The sequence below is a fragment of the Jeotgalibacillus sp. S-D1 genome (assembly GCF_004358665.1).
In the GTDB taxonomy this organism is placed as follows: domain Bacteria; phylum Bacillota; class Bacilli; order Bacillales; family Jeotgalibacillaceae; genus Jeotgalibacillus.
Map to the genome: position 1 here is coordinate 382,084 of NZ_SMZR01000002.1, position 23,137 is coordinate 405,220.

Consider the following 23,137-nt stretch of genomic DNA (forward strand, 5'->3'; position numbering starts at 1 on the left):
TTCTAAATCTTTTGAATCTCTTTACAAGATGGTCAATCTAGTAGAAAGGTGGGCAAAAAGTGGATAGTGTGCTATAGTAATCGAAAAAATATTGGAAGCGCTTACGAGGTGGGTTTTAATGGGGTTTTTCCATTCATTATTTTTCAAATTATTACTTTGTTTGTTATTAATTTCTGTCATTCCTCTAAGTATAGTGGGTTGGATAACTTACCAAAAAGCTTCATCCAGCATGACAGATAATTTGAACACTCACGCTGATTATATAATCAGCCATAAGTTAACAGCATTAGAAAATATGTACGATGATTTGAATCGAATGAGTGATGGAATTACTTCTAATAACCTGTTTTCCAGGTTTAGTGAAAACTCAAATCCTGATGTACACCAGCAGTTGTATTTAGAACTTGATCGCCTGTTGATCAGTATAGAGAAGATTTTTCCTGATTTTGAAGGAATCACAATGATTAATGAGAAAGGGTATCTCTATTACTACGATTATTCTTTTGACAGCAATAAAAGTGCATTTGACATTATTCAATCGGATTGGTTTCAAGCATTGGAAAACACTCATACACCTCAAATATCCATGTCACATACAAGGGATTACAGTCGAAATGATAAGGATGAAGCAGTTTATTCGTTTGTGTTGAGTGCGTGGGATAATAAACTCAGGACATCAAGCTATATCATTATCGATTTTAAAAGTGATCTTATCTCTGAAATTCTTAACCAAAACACTGATGACGCTTATATCGCAGGCAGTTTAATTTATGGAAGAGAAGGATATGTGGTTCCTCATGCAGACTCTTCCATACTCCCATTTGACCTCGTAGAAAAAGAAAAATCAGGATCAACGATTGCAGCAAAGGATGAAGAACAATATCTAATTTTCAAAAAATCTATCCCTCACATGAATTGGTGGATAGTAGAATATTTTTCTATTAATAATTTATACAAACCCGTTTTTGATATGAAATTAATTACCTACTCGACTATTATTATTAGTGTCTTTGTATGTATTTTTGCCTCATTATTTGTGTCCCACCGAATCTCTAGTCCAATTCACCGAATGCGAAGGAAAATGTATGAGATAGAAAAAGGAAACTTCGAAGAAGAATTCATTACAAATTCTAAAGATGAAATTGGAGAACTGGCCAATGGATTTAATCACATGCTCACCCAAATTAAACAGTTAATTCATTCTGTCACTCTTCAAGAAAAATTAAAAAAGCAAGCTGAAATTACTGCGCTGCAATTACAGATCAATCCCCACTTTATTTATAATACATTAGAATCGATTAATTCTTTAGCTAGGAAAAACAAGGAAATAGAGATCAGCCGTCTAATCGTTCTATTAGGCCGTTTATTACGATTAAGTATTAGTTCCTTTGAAGAAGAAGTTCAAATAAAGCAAGAAATGACCTACACAAAATACTATTTAGAAATCCAAAGATTCAGGATGAGGAACCAGCTTGATTATGAACTAAACATAGATCCAGAGATTGAAAATCATATGACTGTAAAGTGGATTCTGCAACCAATTGTCGAAAATGCTGTTGTGCACGGACTTGATCCACTAGGTTATGGAAAAATTACCATTACAGGATACCAAGAAGAAGAGACCATCATCTTCTCCGTCACTGATAATGGCATAGGAATAGATCCACTCTCTCTAGAAAAAATTCAGCAACAACTACAATATAAATCCGAGGAGCTTACTAAATACAAAAGAAAAGTTGGGATCTTTAATGTTCAGACAAGACTCAAACTCCATTACGGTCCATCATATGGGGTGAGTATAGACAGCGATCTCGGAAAAGGGTCCTACATAAAAATAATAATTCCGAAAGTGGCAGGGGGAAAAAATGCATAAACTGCTTATTGTAGATGATGATTGGTTCATATCGGATAGCTTACGATCAATGGATGAATGGCTGGAAATGAACGTAGATGTAGTAAGCACAGCAGAAAACGGTCAAGAAGCAATCTATTGGCTTGAGAATGAAGGCATTGACATTGTATTAACAGATATTCGAATGCCACATATGGACGGACTTACTTTAACAAAATACATTTATGAAAACCATCCAAATACAAAGGTTATTATTATGAGTGGTTATGAGGATTTTTCGTATGCTCAAAAGGCATTACGCTATAACGCGAAAGAATACATTCTCAAGCCAATTGACACAGATGAACTATTCAATGCAATAAAGAAAATCCAGCAGGAAAATTCCAAAAAATCCGGTACTGAAATCGTTGAGAAGAATGATTCGTATAATACTCACCAAGAACGTCTGATCATTAGCAGCAAATCCTATATTAACCAAAATTACATGAAACCATTATCCTTAAAAGATCTAGCTGAACGTGTGCATTTAAGTGAGCATTACTTTGGTCAATTATTTAAAACAATTAATGGTGAATCATTCTCAGCCTATATCACGAAAGTCAGAATGGAAAAATCATGTGAACTATTAAAGAACCCTATTCTTAAAAATTACGAGGTTAGTGAGATGGTTGGTTATATTGACTCTAAGCACTTTACTAAAATCTTCAAAAAAACATTCGGTTGTACCCCAAAAGAGTATCGCAATAAATTAATGTGAATTTGAAACGAGGATACCTTAGAGGTCAAGACCGTTATTCCAATTTTATTTTCCCTAGCAAACACCTCGAATACAATACAAAGCCACAAGGATCAGAATTTCCAGATCCTTGTGGCTTTTATTTTTACTCGATTGAAACCATAAATTCTATAATTTTATCTGAAGTAATAACCTTTCCTTTATTTCATAAGTGATTTTATAAATCGACTCTTATATTTCATCTTCTTTGATAGCATAGCAATTTATCACCAGTCAATCAATTTCATTTAATTTCACCCATAAAAAAAACTCTACAGATTATTTTTAACCTTTAGAGCACTATAGTAATTTTTAATTTTTACCACTAACTTTATTAAAATCCTTTTCATATATAAAGATTAATCCGAAATCATGTCATCATAGTCTTGAAGTTCTTCTCTAATTTCTTTTATCCGAATGATATTATTTGTAAATGTTTCATAAGTAATTTCTCTGTAGTTAAAATCTCCTTCACCGAATTTATCGCTGTCTAAAATTTTTACATCCAATCCCAATTTATTAACATTATCAATATATAATTTTAGTTGTTCCATTTCTTCTATATCATTTGCATCTATTTCTACAATTAAGTCATTATGATCAATTCTATTTTTTATTTCTGATAGACCTAACCCTGTGTATTTTTTTGTAAGAATAAGATAATCATTAGATTTTATTGCGCTTAATATTTTTATAGCAATTTTACTCATTTGTATTCTCCTCTCAATTAGAACTCTTCTGGATATTCTGGATTAACTGGTTTTCCTTTTCTGCGTCTTTTCCTTTGTATTGAGTAAATTTTCGCGTGCTTCACGGGAACTTGAAAGCAACAGAGTTAATCTGTTTGCGTCAACGTACCTTGATAATTATAGAGCGTAATTGCTTTAATGAGTAAAGGTTGACTTTCAAAAAAATAAAAGCACTGCAGAAATAATTAAACTCAGCAGTGCTTTTATTTTTTTATAAAATATTATTCTTTTAACATTTCTAAAAACTCGTTAAATCCTTCTGCTACTTTACTAGTTACTGGATCAAATTCTTCTGATTCCTCATGAAACCAAACCACAATAGAAGGATCTTTTTTTTTCTCTAAAATCTAAACAAACATAGTCCCCAACAAATAACTCCGCATAGGGAATTAGCTCTGCTCCAATTAAATCCTCATTATCTGTCAAGCGTGTATCTATTTGTGAAAGAACAACTTCTATATCATACCAACCATTTTCATCATCATCTTGGGGGTTGTTTAATAAACATAAGAAACGCTCGATTAATATTTCATAATCTTCATGTGGAAAATTGTTAGTAATAGGTATTGAGCCATTGTAACTTTCAATAAAATCGACAAAAGTAGTTGGTAGTGTTACTCTGCAATAATTTTCAAATGCACTTATTCTCTTATCAGTCGGGTTTTGAAGAATGCTATTTCTCTTAATTTTCATTAAATACATCCCAAACATTTATTTTTTGAAAACGGAGGGTTTATGAACATTAACTTATCGGCAATTTATTGATTAATCAAATTGTTTCTTCTGTTCATCTAAATCACTTAAAAAATCTTGTACAAACTGTATATTCTTCTCACTTTGAGGTAATAAACCTAAATGTTTATATTCAAAAATCATTTGACGTTGAGTTGAAGATAGTTTGGAGTTTATTACATCTTCATAACTATAATTTATATTTATCTTTCCAGGGTACGGTAAAGTTAGTGTTAAATTTGTCCAAGCCTCTTGATCATGTTCTATGAATACTTGTCTTAATTTAAAAAACATTGTTTGCAATTCTAATAACAAGTCATCATATATCTTTTCATCAACACTATATCTTTCCGGAATATCATGAGAATAGATAAAATCCCCATCTTCACAGTTATTGAAATAAAAATATATCTCTCTAGAACTATCCAATATTTCGGCATACAAGTATATTTGATACCATTCACCATCAGGTATCATACCTATAAGATGCTCTGCTATTATAGGGCACATTTGATCTAATTGTTGCTCCATTCTCCTCTAACCTCCAATTTGAGAAACCCAGCGTCGTATCCACCGCGTTCATTCCTTTATTCAATGAGTTTTACCTTCCCTGCTTTTTCCCCTCGGCAAAACCATCCCGCTATGGTTTTGGTGCCAACTTTGCCCGAACAATCAGAATTACCTCAAAACGAAAAGCTCTGCAGAAATAATATTTCAGCGGAGCTTTTTTAGATAAATTTATTCAAGATTTTTTCCAGAATATTAATTTATAATCAGTGTTCACAGCATTACCTAAAACGGAGAACCTAAATTTCCTCTTGAACTTTTTCAAACCATTCATAGGAAATGTCATCTGCTGTTTTAATAGGATCATCTGAATATACCAAATCATATTTATAATTTGCTTTTAGCTTATTAGTGTCAACATTATAAATGAGCTTCATTTCTGACGGCATTTCACGATTATATTTTTTACATAAATGTATAATCTCCTCAATATTTTTATTTATAATTTTAATAACACCGCGTTGTCTTTCAATAGATACATTATAGGAAATTTCCCTCTCATTATCTTCCTCATCAATAGCGTCATTTAATTTGTGTCTTTCAAGAACTTTTCCATTTATTTTATAAAAAAAATCACTTGAAATTAATCCTTCTTCATACGAACAATAAATGTAAACCATATTTGCTTTGTCATCTAAATATTCTAAACAAATAGAAACCATGTCAGCCTGTAATTCAGTGAAATAATCTTCGAATTCTTTTACCATAATTTCACTCCAAACGATGAGAATTGCGACAAATTTCCGGTTAATTACAGACACTTTCCATCCATTTATCCAAAATCAAAAGCACTACAGTAATCATTTCTGCAGTGCTTTGAGACAATCTATAAACCTATTTATAACTCTGAATTTAAAACTTTTTGAGACTATAATCTTTCAAGGTTTTCCATAGGGAATGGGAACGCTATATATTCCAATCTTCATTTAGAATAATTAATATTGAACTATTATTTTCATAGCAAAAAACTAATTTATTTTTTTAATAAATGACTTAAAATCGTCTGCTATCCAGTAAGTATTTTCATTATCATCGGATTCTTCAAAGTTGTATGCATCGTCCCAATAATAGATACCTGAAAATTCCCCCTCACAAATCATAACAATAAGACCTTGCATAATGTCATCTCCGATTATTACTGCACCATCTAGTAAATCATCTTTTAATTTATCCATCCAAGTATCTACATTAGAAGCAGCACTCCCAGTGTTTAATCCAAATAAAACATCAATAGTTATTTCTTCAGAAATATCTTCAACAGGGATAACGTTTTGATCGTTTTTTTCTACAATCCCACCATTCTGTTTCTCTAAAAATTCACGATAATCTTCAGGAATATTCACAGAATATTTTTTTTCAAAGTCTTTTATGTTAGTTATATTTCCATTTCTAAAATATCTAATTGTCACTTGATTTCTCCTCTCTATTGCTTCTTTTCCTTAATGCCATTCCGCCTCTATGAGTAAAGTCTTTATGAATTTCCTTATTAACTTCTTGCATAGTTTTTTTATCTTGATGATGATGCCACGTGTTGCTTTGAGCATCTCGAGGTCCCAAAGGCGCAAGGTCGTCTGCCTTCTTAAAATCATGTTTATAATTCTTAAATTCTCCAATATCTACTTCTTGTTTTACCAATCCTGCTTCTTTGAAATCTGGAAAACCATCATTATATCTTACCGAATGTCCATTAGAATGGTGGTATATCCAAGTTCCATTTTCTTCAACTGTAATTTTACCACCATTTTTAATCCATTTATCTGGATTAGGTGAATTTTTAGGTTTTGTATCTAATACTTCTTTGGCTATTTTACTATTTCCTTCATAATGATTTTTAAACCCGGAAGTTACGGCACCAGGACTGTTATTTTTTTGAACTATACCAGAGACATCAGACATCTTCCCACTAACAGCCCTAGCAGCACCAAGCGGCAAGAACCCAGCCATCATCAGACTCGCTTGCTGTTCCTCAGGCGTTAATTTATGCCCAAGCAAATCCTGCCCCAAAAAGTAACCAGACATCCCATTCGCCGCAACTATCCCATAAATCCCTTTTTCCGCCTGCGACACATACGTCATCGACTTAGTCGATTTGTAAACGCCCAGCGTCGTATCAACGGCATCCATTCCTTTATTCAAGGAATAAATCGCCTTTCCGGCTTTCGCTCCTCGGCCTAGCCAGCCGACAATCGGAATGTAGCCGGCTGCTGCCATGCCGCCGGCGGCGATGCGTTCGGCGGTTGAGAGTTCTTTGCCGGTAACGGGATCGATCCCTGTTGAGGCTCTCTGACTATCATAATACCCTGAAAACTCGCCGACAAAGGTTTTGGTGCCATCCCAGAATTTTTCCAGACCGGACCGGGCATCGAGTTCTGCCTGTTTGGCCTGCGCTTCACGGACATCCTGCTGCTCCTGCTTATATTTTATGTAATCCATGCTGCGTTCCTGAACCTCATCCTTCACCTGATAGGGCATACTCGCTTCAAACGCCTGCGAGTTAAAGGACATGGGCATAATTTCACCGTTTTGACTCGTCGCATTCATCATGGCATCGAACAATCCTGCAATCAGCATCTGTGATTCCTCTGACTGTGAATACTCACTCACCAGCGCGTGATCGTATTCCTCGACGGCTTCCACCGTATCCCAGCGCTTTTGTTTTGCTTCCTCAAGCGACTGTTCCACTTCCTCAGATGAATAAGCCTGAAGCGAAATCAAATCATTCACGCTCGTTAATACATTTGCCAAATCCTTCTGCTGCCGTCTCACCAGCTCTGTCAACCTCACGTGAGCCGTCTGCAGCTCGTTATCTAAAAACGGCACATCGATCGCCGTTTTGCCCCCGAGCTCCCGGTCATCCGCCATGGCACTCACATCTCGCATAAATGCAATCTGCTGCTCAACAAACTGAATCCATGACTCCACGACCACACTCTGCGCATTGAAAAAATCCTTGATGCGCTCGGCCGCCTTTCCTTCAAACGCTTCACCCAAATCCGTTACTGCCACCATCTTTTCCTTCAGCACCGCCAGCTGCTCCTTGAAGGTTTCATACTGACCAACCCGCTCCTCCATCGCATCCTGCAGCGCCGAAGCATCATACCGAACCGCTTGAGACATCGCTTCACTTCCTTATTCACTTCTACTATTTTCCTATAGTCTAAAGTTGGAAGGTTTAGACAGGCAACCTTCTAAATGAAAAATATTTAAAATAAGGAAATATACCTACTTCGCTAAATCATACAGCATGAAAGTTTTTTAATCTAAATGAAGCTGTTTGCAAACAAGAAACGTATCTTATTTACCAGCTTCTTACACCAGCCTGCTTAACATTAAGATAAAAGGAGATACCTCTATGAATAAAACCATGTTTTTCATTTGGATAATCGGAATTGCAATTATCGCTTTTTTCACAGGAGAAATTGCTACTGTGATGATGCTTTACTTAATTCTGCTTGCGCTCCAGGGCATACATCTCACGATTAAAGAGTTTTATGCGGATTGGAGAAACCGACATTTAGGCTGACCTGTGACCCTGCAAACATTGGAATGCTTAGGTTCTTTTGGGAGTAGACTTCGACTCCTGGAATATGCATTGGGAAGAGTGAGACGCTGTAACTAAGAACACATCAAGGCGGCTCACTTTCTTGATACTAAAAAGCGATCACTGATTATTTATTATGGAAGAAAGAAAGCATTTGCAGTGTCAAATGCTGAGGTCATTTCGTTTTAAACACTTCATCCATCTTTACAAATTAATTCATTATGTAAACAATGCTCAATGAGTCGCTTAAGCACCATTTATTAAATACCCTCATTCACTCTTCCCGTACACCCGTTTTCTCCGGGCAGCTGCTGATTCACACAAAATGCTTCCATTATCACGTTCATTTAGCCTAAACCCTCATTCGATCCCCTCACCCGTTGCAGATACACTGAACTCACTCGAGAAAACCTTGGCAGGCGCGTCTCCTTCATGGGAGAAAACAATGAACACATTTGAAGAGGTATTTGTACAGTTTGAACCGATGATTTTTCATATGCTGAAAAAGCTGAATATCCGCCAGGACCACGATGTGTATATCCAGGAAGGAATGCTTTCATTATGGAAGGCGTGGGAACGGTTTGATGCCGCGCAGGGCGATTTTGCCCCATATGCTTATCAATGCATACGGGGCGGCATGCTTACCTATATGCGGAGAGATAACAAGCGAAAAGAAAGAGAAACGGTGCGTTCAGAGGAGTTTTGGCAAATGCGTGATGATGGGGAGTCTGACCAGCCGTTCGAACACGAAACACTCCTTGAATTCGCCAACTTGCTGACACCCACCCAGCAAAAATGGTTCTGGCTCACCTTTAAGCAGCAGCTCACCGTTGCTGAAATTGCCCAGCAGGAAGGTGTAAGTCTGTCTGCGGTGAAAAAGTGGAAAAAAGGAGCCCTGACAAAGCTCCGCTCCTCCTGTTCTCTCTAACGTAAAAAATTCCATGGAATCGATGACACATTTTGAGCAGTAGCATCTTTTCAATGGAATTTTGTTATTTTGCCATAATGAATTAAATCCTAAAAAAACTACATTACATCGTGTAGCTCAACCATTCTTGTGGTAATAGTACAAGAGGGTTCATGCCAATCTGACTGAAAAATCTCTAATACTCCTAAAATCGATGCAATTTTTATGATTCGATTTCAATCTGATTACAACAGCCTAAACGATTAAAAATTATGTTAGGATTACTGCTAGATTGTTCCTAGTAACCCAATATTTTGATTGAAAAGGAAGTGGAAAGCATTATGAAAAAAACCATATGGCTGCTGTCAGCGGCCTTAATTATTTTGCTTCTCGGAGCCTGTTCCCAGCAGACTTCTAAAGAGGCGGAAGATGCTCCGAAAAAAGAAAATGAAGAAACCCAGCCCAAGGAGAAGGAACCGGAGCCGCCTTACCAGGCCTTGACCCCCTCTGAAGATGCTGTTCCGTTAAAGGAAAGTTTATCTGAGGAGGAGCTGAAAAGCATGCCGGAACAGCAGATGGCGTTAGGCGGAGACCCGGCACGTGAAGTTCCTCCAGGTGAAACACTGTCGAAGGATATGGAGGATCAGACAGACGGCCCGCTGAAGGATCACCGGCTCGTTGCTTATTACGGCACCCCTCTATCTGAAAACATGGGGATTCTCGGGACTCTTGAGCCAGAGGAATTTATGAAACAGCTGAAAAAACAGGCACAGGAATACTCGGATGCTGATCCGGAACGGCCGGCCATTCCAACAATTGAACTGATCACAACGATGGCCCACCGCGACCCCGGTCCCGATGGAACGTACGTCAGCCAGCTTCCCGATGAAAAAATTGAGGAGTATGTAAACCTGGCAGAGAAGCACGATGCGATTGTTCTTCTTGATATCCAGCTTGGGACCGATACCGTAATGAACCAGGTGCAAAGCATTGAGAAATGGCTCAAGCACCCGAACGTCCACCTGGCAATCGATACCGAATTCCAGGTGGATGAAGGAGAAGTGCCGGGTGAAGACCTCGGCCAGGTCAATGGCCAGGAAGTTCAGGAAGCCGTTGAATACATTTCCCAGTTGACCGAGGAAAACAATCTGCCTGATAAGTTCCTACTCGTTCATCAGTTTACAGAGGATGTGCTGACGAATAAAGATGCCATCCAGCCGACCGAAAACGTTCAGGTTGCGCTTAACTTTGACGGCTGGGGAAATTCCACCGACAAAATGTCACTGTATAAAAAGTATGTACGCGACAAACCTTCCCAATATGGCGGCTTTAAAGTTTTCTATGATAAAGACGAGCCCGTCATGACGCCGGAAGAAGTTGTAAAACTCGACCCAAGCCCGGCAGTTGTAAACTATCAATAATAAAAAGCCTGTTCCTTTGCGAGGAACAGGCTTTTTTGACGTCTTTTATTGCGTGCGCCTGGCTTATGTTTATGAGGAGACCTGCCAGATTGGCGGGGCGGGTTTAGTGGGAAATGTAGAACTGTGGACGGGAAATGTAGAAGGTGGCTTGCGTAGTGTAGAAGAGATGGTTTGTGGTGTAGAAGTTCGGGTTCGGGCTGTAGAAGTTCTGATTTTAAGTGTAGAAGGTGTGCGGAGGGGTTTAAAACAAACCAGCAGTAAATAAGTTTATGGGGAAACCTCCTAGATTGGCGGGGTTGGTTTGGCGGGAAATGTAGAAGGTGGCTTGCGGAGTGTAGAAGGTGGCTTGCGTAGTGTAGAAAGGATGGTTAGAGTTTTAGAAGTTCATGCCCCTACTGTAGAAATTCTGATTTAAAGTGTAGAACCCGCCTAAAGGAATCCCAAGGTGCACAATTTCCAAAAATGCGATTATCTCCAAAGAAAAAGCGAAAAATTAATTCTAAATGTTCAAAAAAGTGTTTTTTCTTTAAACAGATTATCGTATAATAGGTACAAAGAAGGAGGAGGATGAATGACTTATTTACCAAATAACGATTATCGGATCAATTCCACCACACTTGCTATGCAGCAGGCGTTTCACCTTACTTATCAAACTGTGATTTACGATGTTAAAGGTACATATTATTCACAGAAAACAATGACGGAACTACTAGAAGAAGCCTGCCTGCGCGGAGGCAGCAAGATGAGTGGACGACTGGAAGCAGCGAAACATACCCTGGCCATCCGCAACAAAATCCCTCTCATTATTGATCCGTTTACCTACCTGTATGCCTTTCCTACCCATTCACCCAAGCATGATCTAAACAGTTGGATCTTCCTGGACCACATCTCAGAAATCAAACCTCACCCAGACCACTCTAAAAAATCAATTATCACCTTTCGCAACGAGCAATATATCACGGCTTCCTGCTCCTTCAGCACAGCCACGACCCAAAAAGCGAGAACGACTCAATTATGTTATGAATATACCGTTTCACCTATACGGTATCTCGACAGACCGCTGGATCCGTTTCCAATATGAAAAAAGAGAGTACACGATGGTTTCGTGTGCTCTTTCTCGTTTAGAGAAACATAGAAGGACAATGATTCCGTTTGATTAAAGGAGGATAATCGCCCGGATCTGAAAACTGATGATTACCATCAACTTCCATCCCCTCCGTTAAAACCCCTAAATCCTGGCTATACTAATCTTACTCACTATTTACCACTTTGGAGGAGTTAAGATGAAAACAGCTGGAGTCCTATTAACCATTATTCTAGTTTCATTGTTTGGAGGAATCGCGTCTGAAGCAGAAGTAAGCCAAAATGCTGGTGCTGCTGCCTCTTCTAATCACCTAATCCACACGGTGCAGGCTGGAGACACATTATTTTCAATTGCAAATAAAAATGATATGACAGTAGAAAGCCTTATGGAAATTAATCAGCTTACAAGCACGCTCATTTTACCAGGTCAGGAATTAAAGGTTAATGAAAACGTTGCTGGCCCTGACTCTGCAGATGCATCTTCTGCCGGCAGCCAGCCCGGCTCAAACAACGTCATTTCGATTGCAATGCAGCAACTCGACATCCCTTACGTATGGGGCGGTTCCACACCGGATGGGTTTGATTGCAGCGGGTTTATCTATTATGTATTTAAGGAAGCAGGCTATAGCCTCTCCCGTACCAATGCAGAAGACCAGCATGCACGTGCCCATATTGTCGATGCAGCACAGCCTGGAGACTTAGTTTTCTTTGAAAACACGTATAAAGTCGGCATCTCACATGTAGGCATCTATCTCGGCAACAATCAGTTTATTCACGCGAATGATGGACGCGGTGTGCAGATCTCAAGTCTGGATGGTGCGTATTGGCAGGAGAAGCTTGAGGGGTTTAGGCGTTTCACGGTTGAGTGATCAAAAATATTTATTGAACATAACTTTTGCAACCTGCGTAATCGTATGTTAGTTTTAGAGTGATCATTCTATCTAAGGCGGTTGTGTAATGAGCAAAAAGAGACAGGATTTAGTCGAGCATGCCGAAAAGTTATTTTATGAAAATGGATTTCATGCCATTGGCCTTAAGCGTATTGTAAATGAAGCAGGCGTTGCTTTAATGACGCTGTATAATCATTTTGATTCTAAAGAAGCACTGATTTTGGAAGTGCTGAATAATCGCGAGAAAAGATATTTTTCATTTCTGGATGCGGCAGTTGCGGGGAAAAGCACTAGAGATATAGCGCAAAATGCCCAGTTATTAGCCCAATCACATATTCAATGGCTGCGCTCTGACGGAACGAATGGCTGTATGTTTTTAAGAGCAAAGGAAGAGTATTCGTTTGAAAATGAACAAATTGTTAATCAGGCAGTTGCTCACAAACATTCATTACGTTCGTATTTCCTTGAATTAGGCTTTTCTCAAAAGCATGCAATTCAATTAGCCATGCTGTTTGAGGGTGCTACTGCATTAGCTGAAGTTCTTGATGTAGATGATGTAGCCAATGAACTAAACAACATGACCGAAACGCTGTTTAAAGAGTAAGCAGGGAGAATCCTTCGCTTACTTCTTTTTAACCCCTAAGATAGAATGATCGTTCTATCTATTGAAGGAGGTTTAGCGATGTGGAAATATGTACTGCCTGGGATTGCGATGATCGGTGTCACGTTCGCATTTGCCCGTTTCAGCTTTGGATTGTTTTTGCCGCCAATATCCCAATCATTAAACCTAACAGAAAGCAACGCGGGGTTTGTAGGATCGACTGCTTATGCAGCCTACTGTTTAGCCCTGTTGAGTTCTTCTTACTTAATCCAGAAATGCGGTCAATTTCGAGTCATTCAATTCGCTGGATTGAGCGCAATTATAGGCTTACTAGGGATTGCTTTTTCGCCTGGTTTTTATATTTTAGCATGCAGCACCTTTATTGCCGGGCTTGGCAGCGGTTGGGCCTCGCCTGCCTATGCTCAGGTAGCAGCAGCCTCTTTGAAAGAGAAGGATAAAGACAGAGGGAACACCTGGATGAACAGCGGAACGAGTTTTGGACTTGTCGTTTCTTGTCCTATTGCACTCTTTTTCACCGAACACTGGAGACTCTCCTTTATTCTTTTTGCCGTCATTGCTTTGGTTGTTACTGTTTGGAATACCAAGAGCATCCCTTCCAGGATTTCTGCTGCTGACAGAACAGATAAGCCAAAGTGGTTTCATTTCATAAAACAGGCTAAGTTTTTATTGGCAGCTTCTTTCATTGCAGGAGTGAGTTCTTCTATTTTCTGGACATTTTCGAGAAGCTACTTAACTGCAGTTCACTCGATGAGTAATGGTGAAAGTGTGTTGTTTTGGGTCTTAATGGGCGTTGCGGGGATTATTGGCGGAGCAGCAGGAGGGTTTATAAACAAATTTGGCCTTAGCGTGTCTTATCGTCTTACACTCTTGTTCATGATGGTCGCTGTCGGCATTATTACGATACCTGCTGCTTTGCCCATCTACTCTTCAGCCATTTTATTTGGCATAACGTATATCTTTATGACTGGGATTTTCATTGTTTGGTCAACGCGTATTTTTACAAATCTGCCATCATTAGGCGTCAGTCTGTCGTTTTTATTCTTAGGACTGGGCCAATCCATTGGTTCTTTTATTGCCGGCGGTACCATACAGGCTGTTTCTTATCCTTTTAGCTTTGTTCTGTTTGCTGTGATTGGACTAGTTGGGTTGATTGTTCCTGTTAAGAGTCCATCTAAAGTTTAATAAAACGTTTAGCATATTATTATGACCAATGAATGAAAAACGCTGTGCCAGAAGTTATTCTGACACAGCGTACAGTTAATGATGATCCCCATGTTCAACAGCAGGTGCCTCTTCTCCCGCATCTAAAAACGCACGGTCCTCCTCGGTCAATTCACCAACGATCATCTGTTTTTTTGGAATAATGACCTGACCACCATGTCCCGCATGAAGCTGGACGTAGTATAACCCCTCATCTGAAAATGATTGAGTATACGTATACACGCCATCGCCAGCCGGTTGCATTTCATCCATTCTAAACGAGGCGGTTCCATCCTGTTTCCAAATCTCAATGTGGACAAAATCCGCCCCCTCAACAGGCTTTTCTTCCCGTGTTAAGACCACTTCGATGGTTTCCTCTCCAATCGTTGAAGCTTCAGGCAGCACAATATCTGCTTCAAGCGGTTTTTCCTGTTTATACAGCTCAGCTACGTCTTCACGCACGGCACACCCGCTTACTGCAAGCAATGCCAGAGCCGTCATTCCCCCCAGTACGATTCGTTTCATCGCTTTTCCTCCTTTTCCTTATGCATTCAGGAATTTCTTCAATGGTGGAATTCGCTGAATCAAGAAGCGATCGATGACCCAAACGACTAGCAGCGATACACCGACCAGCGGAAAAATGAGCCCTAAAATAATGAGAGCAATGAAAAACCATCGTACTTTTCGGGCACTCAGTCCTTTTGGAGCCCCCATTCCGCGATTCGGCTTTCGCTTGTACCAGAGATAGAAACCACTTAACGCTACAAAGACGATCCCCATACAAATGAGCAGACTGAACAACTGATTCGGCAGCCCAAACTGAGATCCTTTATGTAGCGTGATGCCCATCGCAACCGCTTGAGCCACGGTACCGTAATTGTCAAAACGATAGTCTGCCAGCACGGCACCGGAATATTGATCCAGATGAATCGTAAACTCATCCTGAGCACGCGGTGGATATGCGGACAATGTGACCACCCCTGTTTTTTCGGCAGGAAGGCTGATGGTATACGTTGGATGAATGTTTTGCTGCTCTGCGATCTCCACCATTTCATCAACATTTAAGGGCACAAACCCCTGTACCACTTCCGATTCCGGCACCTCCATCTTTTCAGCAGCCCATGGAACATCAGCGATATCTTCTGTTTTTGTAATTGACTCCGGTGCACTTCCAAGCCACGTGGATGGCGGATAGCCCACTCCTGTGTTCGTTGCCAGAAGCTGAAAATTATTGCCCCAGAATCCTGACCATGGCAGGCCTGTAATAATCAAAAAGAACATGCCACCGGCAATCCAAAAAGCTGGGATGGCATGCAGATCCCGTCTTCGAACCGATTTATTTGCTTTTCTCTTAGGTAAAAATGAACCGTACGGCCTTTTCTTTCTCGGAAACCATAAAAATAGCCCCGTCACTACGAGAACGATCGTCCAGGAGGCAGCCAGTTCCACGATCCTGTCTCCAACTGTTCCTGCCATCAATTCCCCATGAATTTCCTCAAGCTTATTCATAATGCGGTCATCCGCATTCAAATCTCCTATAATCTCATTTTTGTAAGGATCAACAAATACCGTCGCAGATCCTTCTTCAGTCGCAATTCCTACCTCGCTGGACCTCGCCTCATCTTCTCCCGGACGATACGTCGTAATGGCCGCTTCTGGATATTCAGCGCGGACAAGAGCCAGCTGCTCAGATGCCGCCTGCCGTTCCCAGGATGCTTCCACCTCATAATAATCCTTATATAATGAAGCCTCGATTTGCGGCTTAAATAAATAAATCCCGCCAGTCACCGCCAAAATCACCAAAAATGGCGTCACAAAAAGCCCTGCATAAAAATGCCAGCGCCATACACTGCGGTAACGTGCATGGTCATCGTTATGATTACTTTCTCTCTTATCTTCCATAACCCCAATTCCCTTCCACACAATCTCTTTAATCGACTCTACTAATCATTTCAACTAAACCATTTTACCAATGAATTGTGAAGAAAGTTTGTGGATATGAAAAATAGATTACCAGATTTATCAGTCGCTCTGCTTTTGACCTGTCTTCAGCATCTCTCCTTTGCAAGAAAGAAACTGCTTCTTCAAATAAAAATTGACACTAACGATCATTCATCTTATTATTATCATTATTGATAATAATAAAGTTAGGACTGAAACCATGACGAATGAAAAAATAGATTTGATTTTACACCCGATCCGTTTACGAATCATTCAGCAGCTTTCAAAGGGACCTGCAACGGTAAATCAATTGAAGGAATGGATAGCAGATATCCCCCAGGCAACTCTTTATCGGCATTTAAATATCCTTAAAAAAGATCAGCTGATTTATGTAGTGGAGGAAAAGAAAATACGCGGGGCAATGGAACGAACTTTTGCTCTTGAAAAAGAAAAGCCAATTTTATCGCCTCAGGAATTGACCCAGATGTCCGGAGAAGAGCATTTAAAAATTCTTATGACGTTCTTGTCCAATGTTACAGGACAAGCCAAAAGCTATCTTCTTAGCAACCCTGACCTGTCCAAGGACCCATTCGGTTACAGCCAGCTGGATCTGCACCTGACACATACAGAGCTTGAAGAAATAAATAAAGGAATGAATGAACTTCTCAGCAAATTCATTTCCAACAAACCTTCAGATCAGAACCAGAAAGTGACACTGATACAAATGCTATTACCGGAGCCTAAAGATCATAAAGGAAGTGACAGAGATTGAATTTGACCCGTTTTTACAGAAAAGTTTTTGAATTAAATGGACATCCCATTATGGCAAAGCTATTAAGAAAGTTTGCACAGTCAAAAGCCAGCAAACCTTTTATTCGTTCATTTGCAAAACTATATAAGCTGAACTTACAGGAAGCGAAAAAAGAAATCCATGAGTTTAGATCACTTCACGATATCTTTACACGGGAACTGAATTCTGATGTGCGTCCAATTGCAGAATCTGCAGATGCCTTCATCAGCCCTTGTGATGGTGTTTTATCTGTAGTCGATCATTTGACTGAAGACAGCACGTTTATCGTAAAAGAACAGGAATACACTGTTGCGGAACTGTTGGGCAGCCAAAAAGAAGCGGAAAAATATGCAGGAGGTCAGGTTTTAATCTTTTATTTAAGCCCAGTGGACTATCATCGAGTTCACGTTCCATTAGATGCGGAGGTTGAGAATGTATACACCTTGGGAAAAGAAGCAGCGCCGGTCAACAAACTTGGCCTGCGATATGGACTTCGCCCATTAACCCGAAATTTTCGTATGGTGACAAACTTTAAAGCGTCAGGGTATTCATTTGCCCACGTCATGGTCGGGGCTCTAAATGTAAATTCAATTGAAAGAACCAATACCAACCGTATCGTTCACAGGGGAGATCCATATGGATATTTCTCATTCGGATCAACAGTCGTCATCTGTCTTCCAAAAGATGTCTTAGCCTTTACGGGGAAAACAGGACCGGTGAAAATGGGAGAAGAAATAGGCAAATGGCTGGCATGATTCGCTTAACCCTCTCCCCTCCTTATAAAAACAAGCCTATATTAGAAAAGAGCTGTTCTAAACCGGAATAGCTCTTTTTTCTTTGATTGAACTTCTTAAAATTAACTTCCAGCAATATTGAAGTTAGCTTTGAGACCCAGCTAGTAAACATTAACTTCATCCTTCTCTCAGCAGTGGTCGTCCTTCTGGTTAAGCGGCATTAAACCTACCAGATGGCAGGACCAGCAAAATGCCAATATCTCACGCAATCTTCTGTTTGTATCGAACATTAGTATTGTACTGATATCGGCTATTATTTTATTAACTTTGTTTGAGAGCACGACAAAAAGTCCTGTAGAGCTATTTCCTCTACAGAACTTTTTGATTCAGGTAACAAGTCCTTATCTGACTACATTTACTTCATACTCTCCAGATTGATAGATCCATTCTGTTAGTCTTACTACTTCCTTTGCGAACTCTCCTGGGACGAGAACATCATGATGTCCTTGGATCGAATTGATAAAGCTCTTATCTGAATTTGTTGTTTGGTGAGAAAGTACTGGTTTGATTGGAGGTTGTCCGAGCTTACGAATAGTTATATCTCCATTGTCGTAAAAGATTGCACCATCATCCCCACAAAATACATAGGTTTCATGCCAGCACGGTGCATTTCCAATGATCGTAAGACCTGCAATCACATCGTTCTCAAATCGAATGGTGGTAACTGAATCAATTTCTACTTTGGAACCACGCTGCTCCAACTTTGATTCTACTTCAATTGGTTTTAATCCGGTTGTCCATAAAAGCACATCAATGATATGGCTTCCCGAATCCATGAGCATTCCTCCTCCTGATAAATTTGGATTTTGACGCCATGTATCAGCTGATAACTGGATCCATTCCTGGTAAACAGATGCTGTAACAGACGTCAGTTTGCCAATTGCCCCATTCGAAATAGCATCCCGAATAGCAAGAAAAGCAGGTTCAAAATGTCTTTGGTACGATACTTGTAAGACTATTTCCGCTTTTTCTGCAGCCTCAATGAGCTGCTCTGCCTCTGCCAGCGAACAAGCCATTGGTTTTTCAATCAGTACATGACAGTTATGACTGATAGCATCCATTACTTGATCAAAGTGGAGAGTATGAGGAGAACAAATGATCACTGCATCCAAAGAAACTTGCGCTAGCATCTCTTTATGATCACTGAACTGTGCTACTCCTCTCAAGTTGAAACGATTGATCAATGTATCTCGATTGTCAGGGTTAGGGTCTGTAACCGCTATAAGCGTAGCAGCGTTTGTATCCAGTAGCTGCTTCACGTGTAAATTAGAAATACTCCCAGTTCCTATCAGTCCTATGTTAATCATATTTATTTGCTCCTTCCTTATAACAGATTAAAACAACTGGTTATGAAGGCTCCCTTCTATTAATTACATCTATAATTCAGGTGCGCTGAACACAGGTTGTTCTTCAAAATGAACAGCTTGACCCGTTTTTGCTGATTCATAAATCGCTTCTATGATTTGGGTTACAACATATGCTTGTTCCGGCTTGACGATTGGTTCAGTATCATTAAGAATCGTATCAATCCACAATCGGGCCTCCAGATCTGCATCTGATTCGGTTTTGCCATCGTAGAATGCTACGCCGTCTCCTCCAAGGTCCACATTTGTTGTGTAGAGCTTCCCAAAATTTTCACCGTTTATTCGCAGACCGTCTTTCATATCCGCTCCACCTTCTGTTCCGCTTAAAGAACACTTGGCTTCGTCAACTTCCAAAGAATTAAGGGCCCAACTCGCCTCCAACACAATCGTTGCGCCATTTTCCATTTTGATAAACCCAAATGCAGAATCTTCAACAGTAAATTTCTCTGTATCCCAAGGTCCCCATGCATTTGCTGCATCTTTCTTCTGACTTAATTTATGATAAGATGACCCTATTACTGTTTTTGGTTTGTAGTTATTCATGGTCCATAACGTTAAATCAAGGGCATGCGTACCAATATCGATTAGCGGGCCACCCCCTTGTTTTTCCTCATCAAGAAATACTCCCCAAGTGGGAACTGCACGACGACGAATGGCATGAGCTTTGGCAAAATAAACCTCGCCGAGATCACCATGTTCACATATTTTTTTTAAGTGCTGACTGTCAGGTCGAAATCGATTATTATATCCAATGGTCAGTTTCTTACCAGATTGGTTGGCAGCTTCGACCATTAGACGAGCTTCTTTTGATGATTTCGCCATCGGTTTTTCACACATGACATGCTTGCCAGAATGAAGTGCTGCAATAGAAATCTCAGCGTGCGTGTCATTAGGAGTTAAAACGTGCACAACTTCAATTGTTTTGTCCTCAAGCAGTTCGTTATAACGTTCGTAAACTTTCGCACTTTCAATCCCATATTCAGTGGCTGCTTTTTTAGCTCTTTCGAGGAGTACATCACAAAATGCGACGAGCTCGACATTTTTGAGTTTAGATAAACTTGGCATATGTTTTCCATTAGCAATACCACCACAACCGATAATAGCGATCTTAACTTTTCTAGACATATGTTTTATTCCCCCACTATTGCTTTATTTTTAAAATGAATTTCAAGATGTTCTTTTGCTTCAACGATCCCCTCACGCTCTGCCTCTATGGAACCCCAATAGTAATGGTCTTCCAACTCAATACTGACAGGACCTTTATATCCTATATTGTTTAATTGCACTGCAATCTCTGCCCAGTCCACATCTCCTTGCCCTGGGATTGTGTACCGCCAGGACCCTTCAGAAAAATCGTAATGTGAACCAAAGGTAGATGGAATGACCCCACTCTCATATAATTCTTCCTGTAGTATTTTCGTATCTTTTCCATGACAGTAATTGATTTTTTCTGCAAATTCATTTAAGAACCGTTTATAATCGATTCCAAGTCTAACTAAATGGGACGGGTCATAATTAATCCCAAAATGATTTGAAGGAACGACTTTAAACATTTCTCTTAGCATTTCAGGTGTACAGCCTAATGTTGGGTTTTGAGGAGATGGTCCAGGCCACCCTTCCAGCGCGATGTAAATGTTATGCTTCTCAGCATGTTGGACAATGCTAGGAAATGACTTTTTCCAAATCTCAAAAGCTTCCTTGCGAGACATGTTAAGATCGTCAGGAACCAAGCACATAAAGATGACTCTTGCACCAAGTTCAGCCACCTCTGTTATTTGATTTAATAAAGCATCAACTGCCTCAGAGCGGCTTTTATCATCCAGACTTAATAGCTTGGTTTGCCCCACAGCACCTATCCCGTCTATGGATCCAACTTCAAGCCCGGCTTTCTCTAAAACAGCTTTAACCTCTTCGTTGTAATATGGAACGTCTATTACATCGATCCCAATGCCAGAAGCCCAGGCAGTTGCAGCCTCTATTCCCTCAGCACCTATATTTGGAGATAATCTCATTCCTATTTTTCTGTTCATACCAAAACCTCCTACAAATTAGTTTAGTGTTATTTAATTCCACTGAAGGTAATACCTCGAATAAATGTTTTTTGTAAAAAGAAGAATAGGACGATAATAGGCAGGGTCATCATGGTTGAAACGGCCATCATCAGACCCCACTCTGAGCCTCGCTGACTTTGAAATTGCTGCAGCCCAAGTGATAGTGTGTACTGAAGAGAATCGGTTAAGTAAAGCAATGGGCCAATAAAATCGGTCCAGCTTGCCATAAATTGAAACAACCCTACAGCCAGTACAGCAGGCTTAGCTAAAGGAAGCATAATCTGCCAATAAATCCTAAACTCTCCTGCTCCATCCATTCTTGCTGCTTCTCTTAAACTATCAGGCAAACCCATAAAAAATTGCCTTAGTAAGAAGATGTAGAAAGGTACACCGAAAAAGGCGGGTATGATCAAGGGATAATGTGTTCCAACCATTCCTAATTTTTCAAACAATAGAAACAGCGGGATCATCGTTACTTGACCAGGAATCATCATCACTCCAATAGTAATGATAAATAGTATATTTCTCCCTGGCCATCTCAGCTTGGCGAAGCTATAAGCAACAAGGGGGCATGAAATAACCGCACCGAGTGTGCTTAAAACAGTAATAATTATGGTATTTTTCAAATAAGTGAAGAAGGGTATGTAGGTCATAGAATCAATGTAATTGCTCCACATAACTGGTTCGGGAATCCATTCAGGCGGGAATGTAAATATTTGTGTTAAAGGCTTTAATGATGTCGATACCATCCAAAGAAATGGAATCAAAAAGAAAAATGATGCAACAATTAAAACAATATGTGCTGAATATTGACCAAGCTTCTTTTTCTTCGTGCTATCCATCGTTTTCCCTCCTTATTTCCCTTGATAATGAACCCATCGTTTAGATGTAATAAACACCAAAGCAGTTAATGCCATAATGATGACAAATAAAATCCAAGCCATTGCAGATGCGTAGCCCATTTTAAAGAATTTAAATCCATTGTCGTACAAATACATTACATAAAAGGTTAAAGAATTCGCTGGTGTTCCTTGTCCTTGAGTTAAGGTATAAGGCAAAGTGAACTGCTGAAATGCTGCGATAATTCCCATAACGAGATTAAAAAAAATGACAGGCGTTAAAAGAGGCAGCGTGATATGGCGCATCTTCTGATACCAATTCGCTCCATCTACCTTCGCAGCATCATAATAGTCTTCTGGTATGTCACCTAAGCCAGCGAGATAAATAATCACGGCTTGTCCAATGCCCCATAGTGACATGATAATAAGGGAAGGCTTTGACCAAGTTACACTTCCAAGCCAGGCTGGACCCTCAATGCCAAACGTATTCAGAACACCATTTACAAGACCAAACCCCGGATTCAATAGCCACATCCATAAAACGGCAAGGGCTACATGGGGAACGAGGGTAGGCAAGAAAAAAATGGTCCGGTAAATAGCCATCCCTTTTACTTTCATGTTCAACATCATGGCAAGCGCCACTCCAAAAATAATACTTAAAGGGACAAAGAATACGGCAAAGTACACTGTGTTATACACAGATTTCCAAAATAAAGAATCGGATAATAGATCCTTATAATTTTGCAAACCAACAAATTCACCCGGCTGAAGGATACTGTAAGTTGTAAAACTGAAATAAATGGATGAAAATAATGGAATCGCGTAAAAAATCAGTAAACCTAAAATCCAAGGTGAAGCAAATAATATCCCATATTTATAGTTGCTCCATTTAGATTTCTTCTTTTTCGGAACTAATTTTAACTGCTTTTCATACGGTGTTTCAGAAGATTTAATCGGGTCTAACTTTTGTGCATTTCCATTCACGATAATCTCCCCTTTCTCTAAAAAAGGGAGAGGAT

Annotated in this window: 24 protein-coding genes; 11 read left to right on the forward strand and 13 right to left on the reverse strand. The window is 39.7% G+C overall.

Translation table 11 applies throughout. From position 1 onward, the window contains the following. Positions 1-118: 118 nt before the first annotated feature. Both E2R51_RS08845 and E2R51_RS08850 read left to right on the forward strand, forming a co-directional pair. Entirely contained in the window at positions 119-1,873 is a 1,755-nt protein-coding gene (locus E2R51_RS08845; protein ID WP_133376690.1) for a cache domain-containing sensor histidine kinase, read from the forward strand. Next, positions 1,866-2,609 (forward strand): response regulator transcription factor, encoded by a 744-nt coding sequence (locus E2R51_RS08850; RefSeq protein ID WP_133376691.1) that lies wholly within the window; start codon positions 1,866-1,868, stop codon positions 2,607-2,609. Before E2R51_RS08845 ends, E2R51_RS08850 begins: the two co-directional genes overlap by 8 nt. 377 nt (positions 2,610-2,986) lie before the next feature. Here E2R51_RS08850 and E2R51_RS08855 read toward each other — a convergent pair whose 3' ends face one another. From E2R51_RS08855 to E2R51_RS08880, 6 genes are all read right to left on the reverse strand, one after another. After that, a complete protein-coding gene (locus tag E2R51_RS08855; RefSeq protein ID WP_133376692.1) occupies positions 2,987-3,337 on the reverse strand; it encodes a hypothetical protein in 351 nt (116 codons plus the stop codon). Positions 3,338-3,676: 339 nt separating this feature from the next. Beyond that, positions 3,677-4,069 carry an SMI1/KNR4 family protein gene (locus tag E2R51_RS08860; RefSeq protein WP_240733022.1) on the reverse strand — a complete coding sequence of 131 codons (393 nt, stop codon included), beginning with the start codon at positions 4,067-4,069 and terminating at the stop codon, positions 3,677-3,679. Positions 4,070-4,141: 72 nt separating this feature from the next. Next, positions 4,142-4,639, reverse strand: a complete 498-nt coding sequence (locus E2R51_RS08865) for an antitoxin YezG family protein (protein ID WP_133376693.1) — start codon at positions 4,637-4,639, stop codon at positions 4,142-4,144. Positions 4,640-4,914: 275 nt separating this feature from the next. After that, positions 4,915-5,382 (reverse strand): DUF600 domain-containing protein, encoded by a 468-nt coding sequence (locus tag E2R51_RS08870; protein WP_133376694.1) that lies wholly within the window; start codon positions 5,380-5,382, stop codon positions 4,915-4,917. Positions 5,383-5,643: 261 nt separating this feature from the next. Beyond that, entirely contained in the window at positions 5,644-6,084 is a 441-nt protein-coding gene (locus E2R51_RS08875) for an SMI1/KNR4 family protein (protein ID WP_133376695.1), read from the reverse strand. Then, the gene (locus tag E2R51_RS08880; protein ID WP_133376696.1) at positions 6,074-7,792 is read right to left on the reverse strand and encodes a T7SS effector LXG polymorphic toxin; all 1,719 of its coding nucleotides are present in this window, start codon (positions 7,790-7,792) and stop codon (positions 6,074-6,076) included. Before E2R51_RS08880 ends, E2R51_RS08875 begins: the two co-directional genes overlap by 11 nt. Positions 7,793-8,027: 235 nt before the next feature. On the opposite strand from E2R51_RS08880, the gene E2R51_RS19780 reads away from it, so the two are divergent. From E2R51_RS19780 to E2R51_RS08910, 7 genes are all read left to right on the forward strand, one after another. Beyond that, positions 8,028-8,198, forward strand: a complete 171-nt coding sequence (locus tag E2R51_RS19780) for a hypothetical protein (protein WP_165967179.1) — start codon at positions 8,028-8,030, stop codon at positions 8,196-8,198. A gap of 463 nt (positions 8,199-8,661) precedes the next feature. After that, positions 8,662-9,144 carry a sigma-70 family RNA polymerase sigma factor gene (locus tag E2R51_RS08885; protein ID WP_165967180.1) on the forward strand — a complete coding sequence of 161 codons (483 nt, stop codon included), beginning with the start codon at positions 8,662-8,664 and terminating at the stop codon, positions 9,142-9,144. 320 nt (positions 9,145-9,464) lie between these two features. Continuing rightward, complete coding sequence (locus E2R51_RS08890) at positions 9,465-10,544, forward strand: hypothetical protein (RefSeq protein ID WP_133376698.1); 1,080 nt, start codon at positions 9,465-9,467, stop codon at positions 10,542-10,544. Between the two features lie 571 nt (positions 10,545-11,115). Next, entirely contained in the window at positions 11,116-11,625 is a 510-nt protein-coding gene (locus E2R51_RS08895; protein ID WP_133376699.1) for a competence protein ComK, read from the forward strand. Between the two features lie 202 nt (positions 11,626-11,827). Next, positions 11,828-12,496: a C40 family peptidase gene (locus E2R51_RS08900; RefSeq protein WP_133376700.1), complete on the forward strand. Its 669-nt coding sequence runs from the start codon at positions 11,828-11,830 to the stop codon at positions 12,494-12,496. Between the two features lie 88 nt (positions 12,497-12,584). Beyond that, positions 12,585-13,121: a TetR/AcrR family transcriptional regulator gene (locus tag E2R51_RS08905; protein WP_133376701.1), complete on the forward strand. Its 537-nt coding sequence runs from the start codon at positions 12,585-12,587 to the stop codon at positions 13,119-13,121. A gap of 78 nt (positions 13,122-13,199) precedes the next feature. Beyond that, positions 13,200-14,321 (forward strand): MFS transporter, encoded by a 1,122-nt coding sequence (locus tag E2R51_RS08910; protein WP_133376702.1) that lies wholly within the window; start codon positions 13,200-13,202, stop codon positions 14,319-14,321. Positions 14,322-14,396: 75 nt separating this feature from the next. Here E2R51_RS08910 and E2R51_RS08915 read toward each other — a convergent pair whose 3' ends face one another. Then, positions 14,397-14,864 (reverse strand): FixH family protein, encoded by a 468-nt coding sequence (locus tag E2R51_RS08915; protein ID WP_133376703.1) that lies wholly within the window; start codon positions 14,862-14,864, stop codon positions 14,397-14,399. A gap of 18 nt (positions 14,865-14,882) precedes the next feature. Further along, a complete protein-coding gene (locus E2R51_RS08920; RefSeq protein WP_133376704.1) occupies positions 14,883-16,241 on the reverse strand; it encodes a PepSY-associated TM helix domain-containing protein in 1,359 nt (452 codons plus the stop codon). A gap of 259 nt (positions 16,242-16,500) precedes the next feature. Here E2R51_RS08920 and E2R51_RS08925 point away from each other — a divergent pair, with 259 nt between their 5' ends. Together E2R51_RS08925 and E2R51_RS08930 are read left to right on the forward strand one after the other, a co-directional pair. Then, entirely contained in the window at positions 16,501-17,052 is a 552-nt protein-coding gene (locus E2R51_RS08925) for a helix-turn-helix domain-containing protein (protein ID WP_133376705.1), read from the forward strand. Positions 17,053-17,054: 2 nt separating this feature from the next. Beyond that, positions 17,055-17,825: a phosphatidylserine decarboxylase gene (locus E2R51_RS08930; RefSeq protein WP_255509746.1), complete on the forward strand. Its 771-nt coding sequence runs from the start codon at positions 17,055-17,057 to the stop codon at positions 17,823-17,825. 380 nt (positions 17,826-18,205) lie between these two features. On the opposite strand, the gene E2R51_RS08940 is transcribed toward E2R51_RS08930, so the two are convergent. The 5 genes from E2R51_RS08940 to E2R51_RS08960 form a co-directional block, all read right to left on the reverse strand. Then, complete coding sequence (locus E2R51_RS08940; protein ID WP_240733024.1) at positions 18,206-19,171, reverse strand: Gfo/Idh/MocA family protein; 966 nt, start codon at positions 19,169-19,171, stop codon at positions 18,206-18,208. Between the two features lie 69 nt (positions 19,172-19,240). After that, the gene (locus tag E2R51_RS08945; protein ID WP_133376708.1) at positions 19,241-20,353 is read right to left on the reverse strand and encodes a Gfo/Idh/MocA family protein; all 1,113 of its coding nucleotides are present in this window, start codon (positions 20,351-20,353) and stop codon (positions 19,241-19,243) included. 5 nt (positions 20,354-20,358) lie between these two features. Beyond that, positions 20,359-21,258 carry a sugar phosphate isomerase/epimerase family protein gene (locus tag E2R51_RS08950; RefSeq protein ID WP_133376709.1) on the reverse strand — a complete coding sequence of 300 codons (900 nt, stop codon included), beginning with the start codon at positions 21,256-21,258 and terminating at the stop codon, positions 20,359-20,361. A 29-nt stretch (positions 21,259-21,287) separates the two neighbouring features. After that, entirely contained in the window at positions 21,288-22,121 is an 834-nt protein-coding gene (locus E2R51_RS08955; RefSeq protein ID WP_133376710.1) for a carbohydrate ABC transporter permease, read from the reverse strand. Positions 22,122-22,133: 12 nt separating this feature from the next. Further along, positions 22,134-22,985: a carbohydrate ABC transporter permease gene (locus E2R51_RS08960; protein WP_240733045.1), complete on the reverse strand. Its 852-nt coding sequence runs from the start codon at positions 22,983-22,985 to the stop codon at positions 22,134-22,136. Positions 22,986-23,137 lie beyond the last annotated feature (152 nt).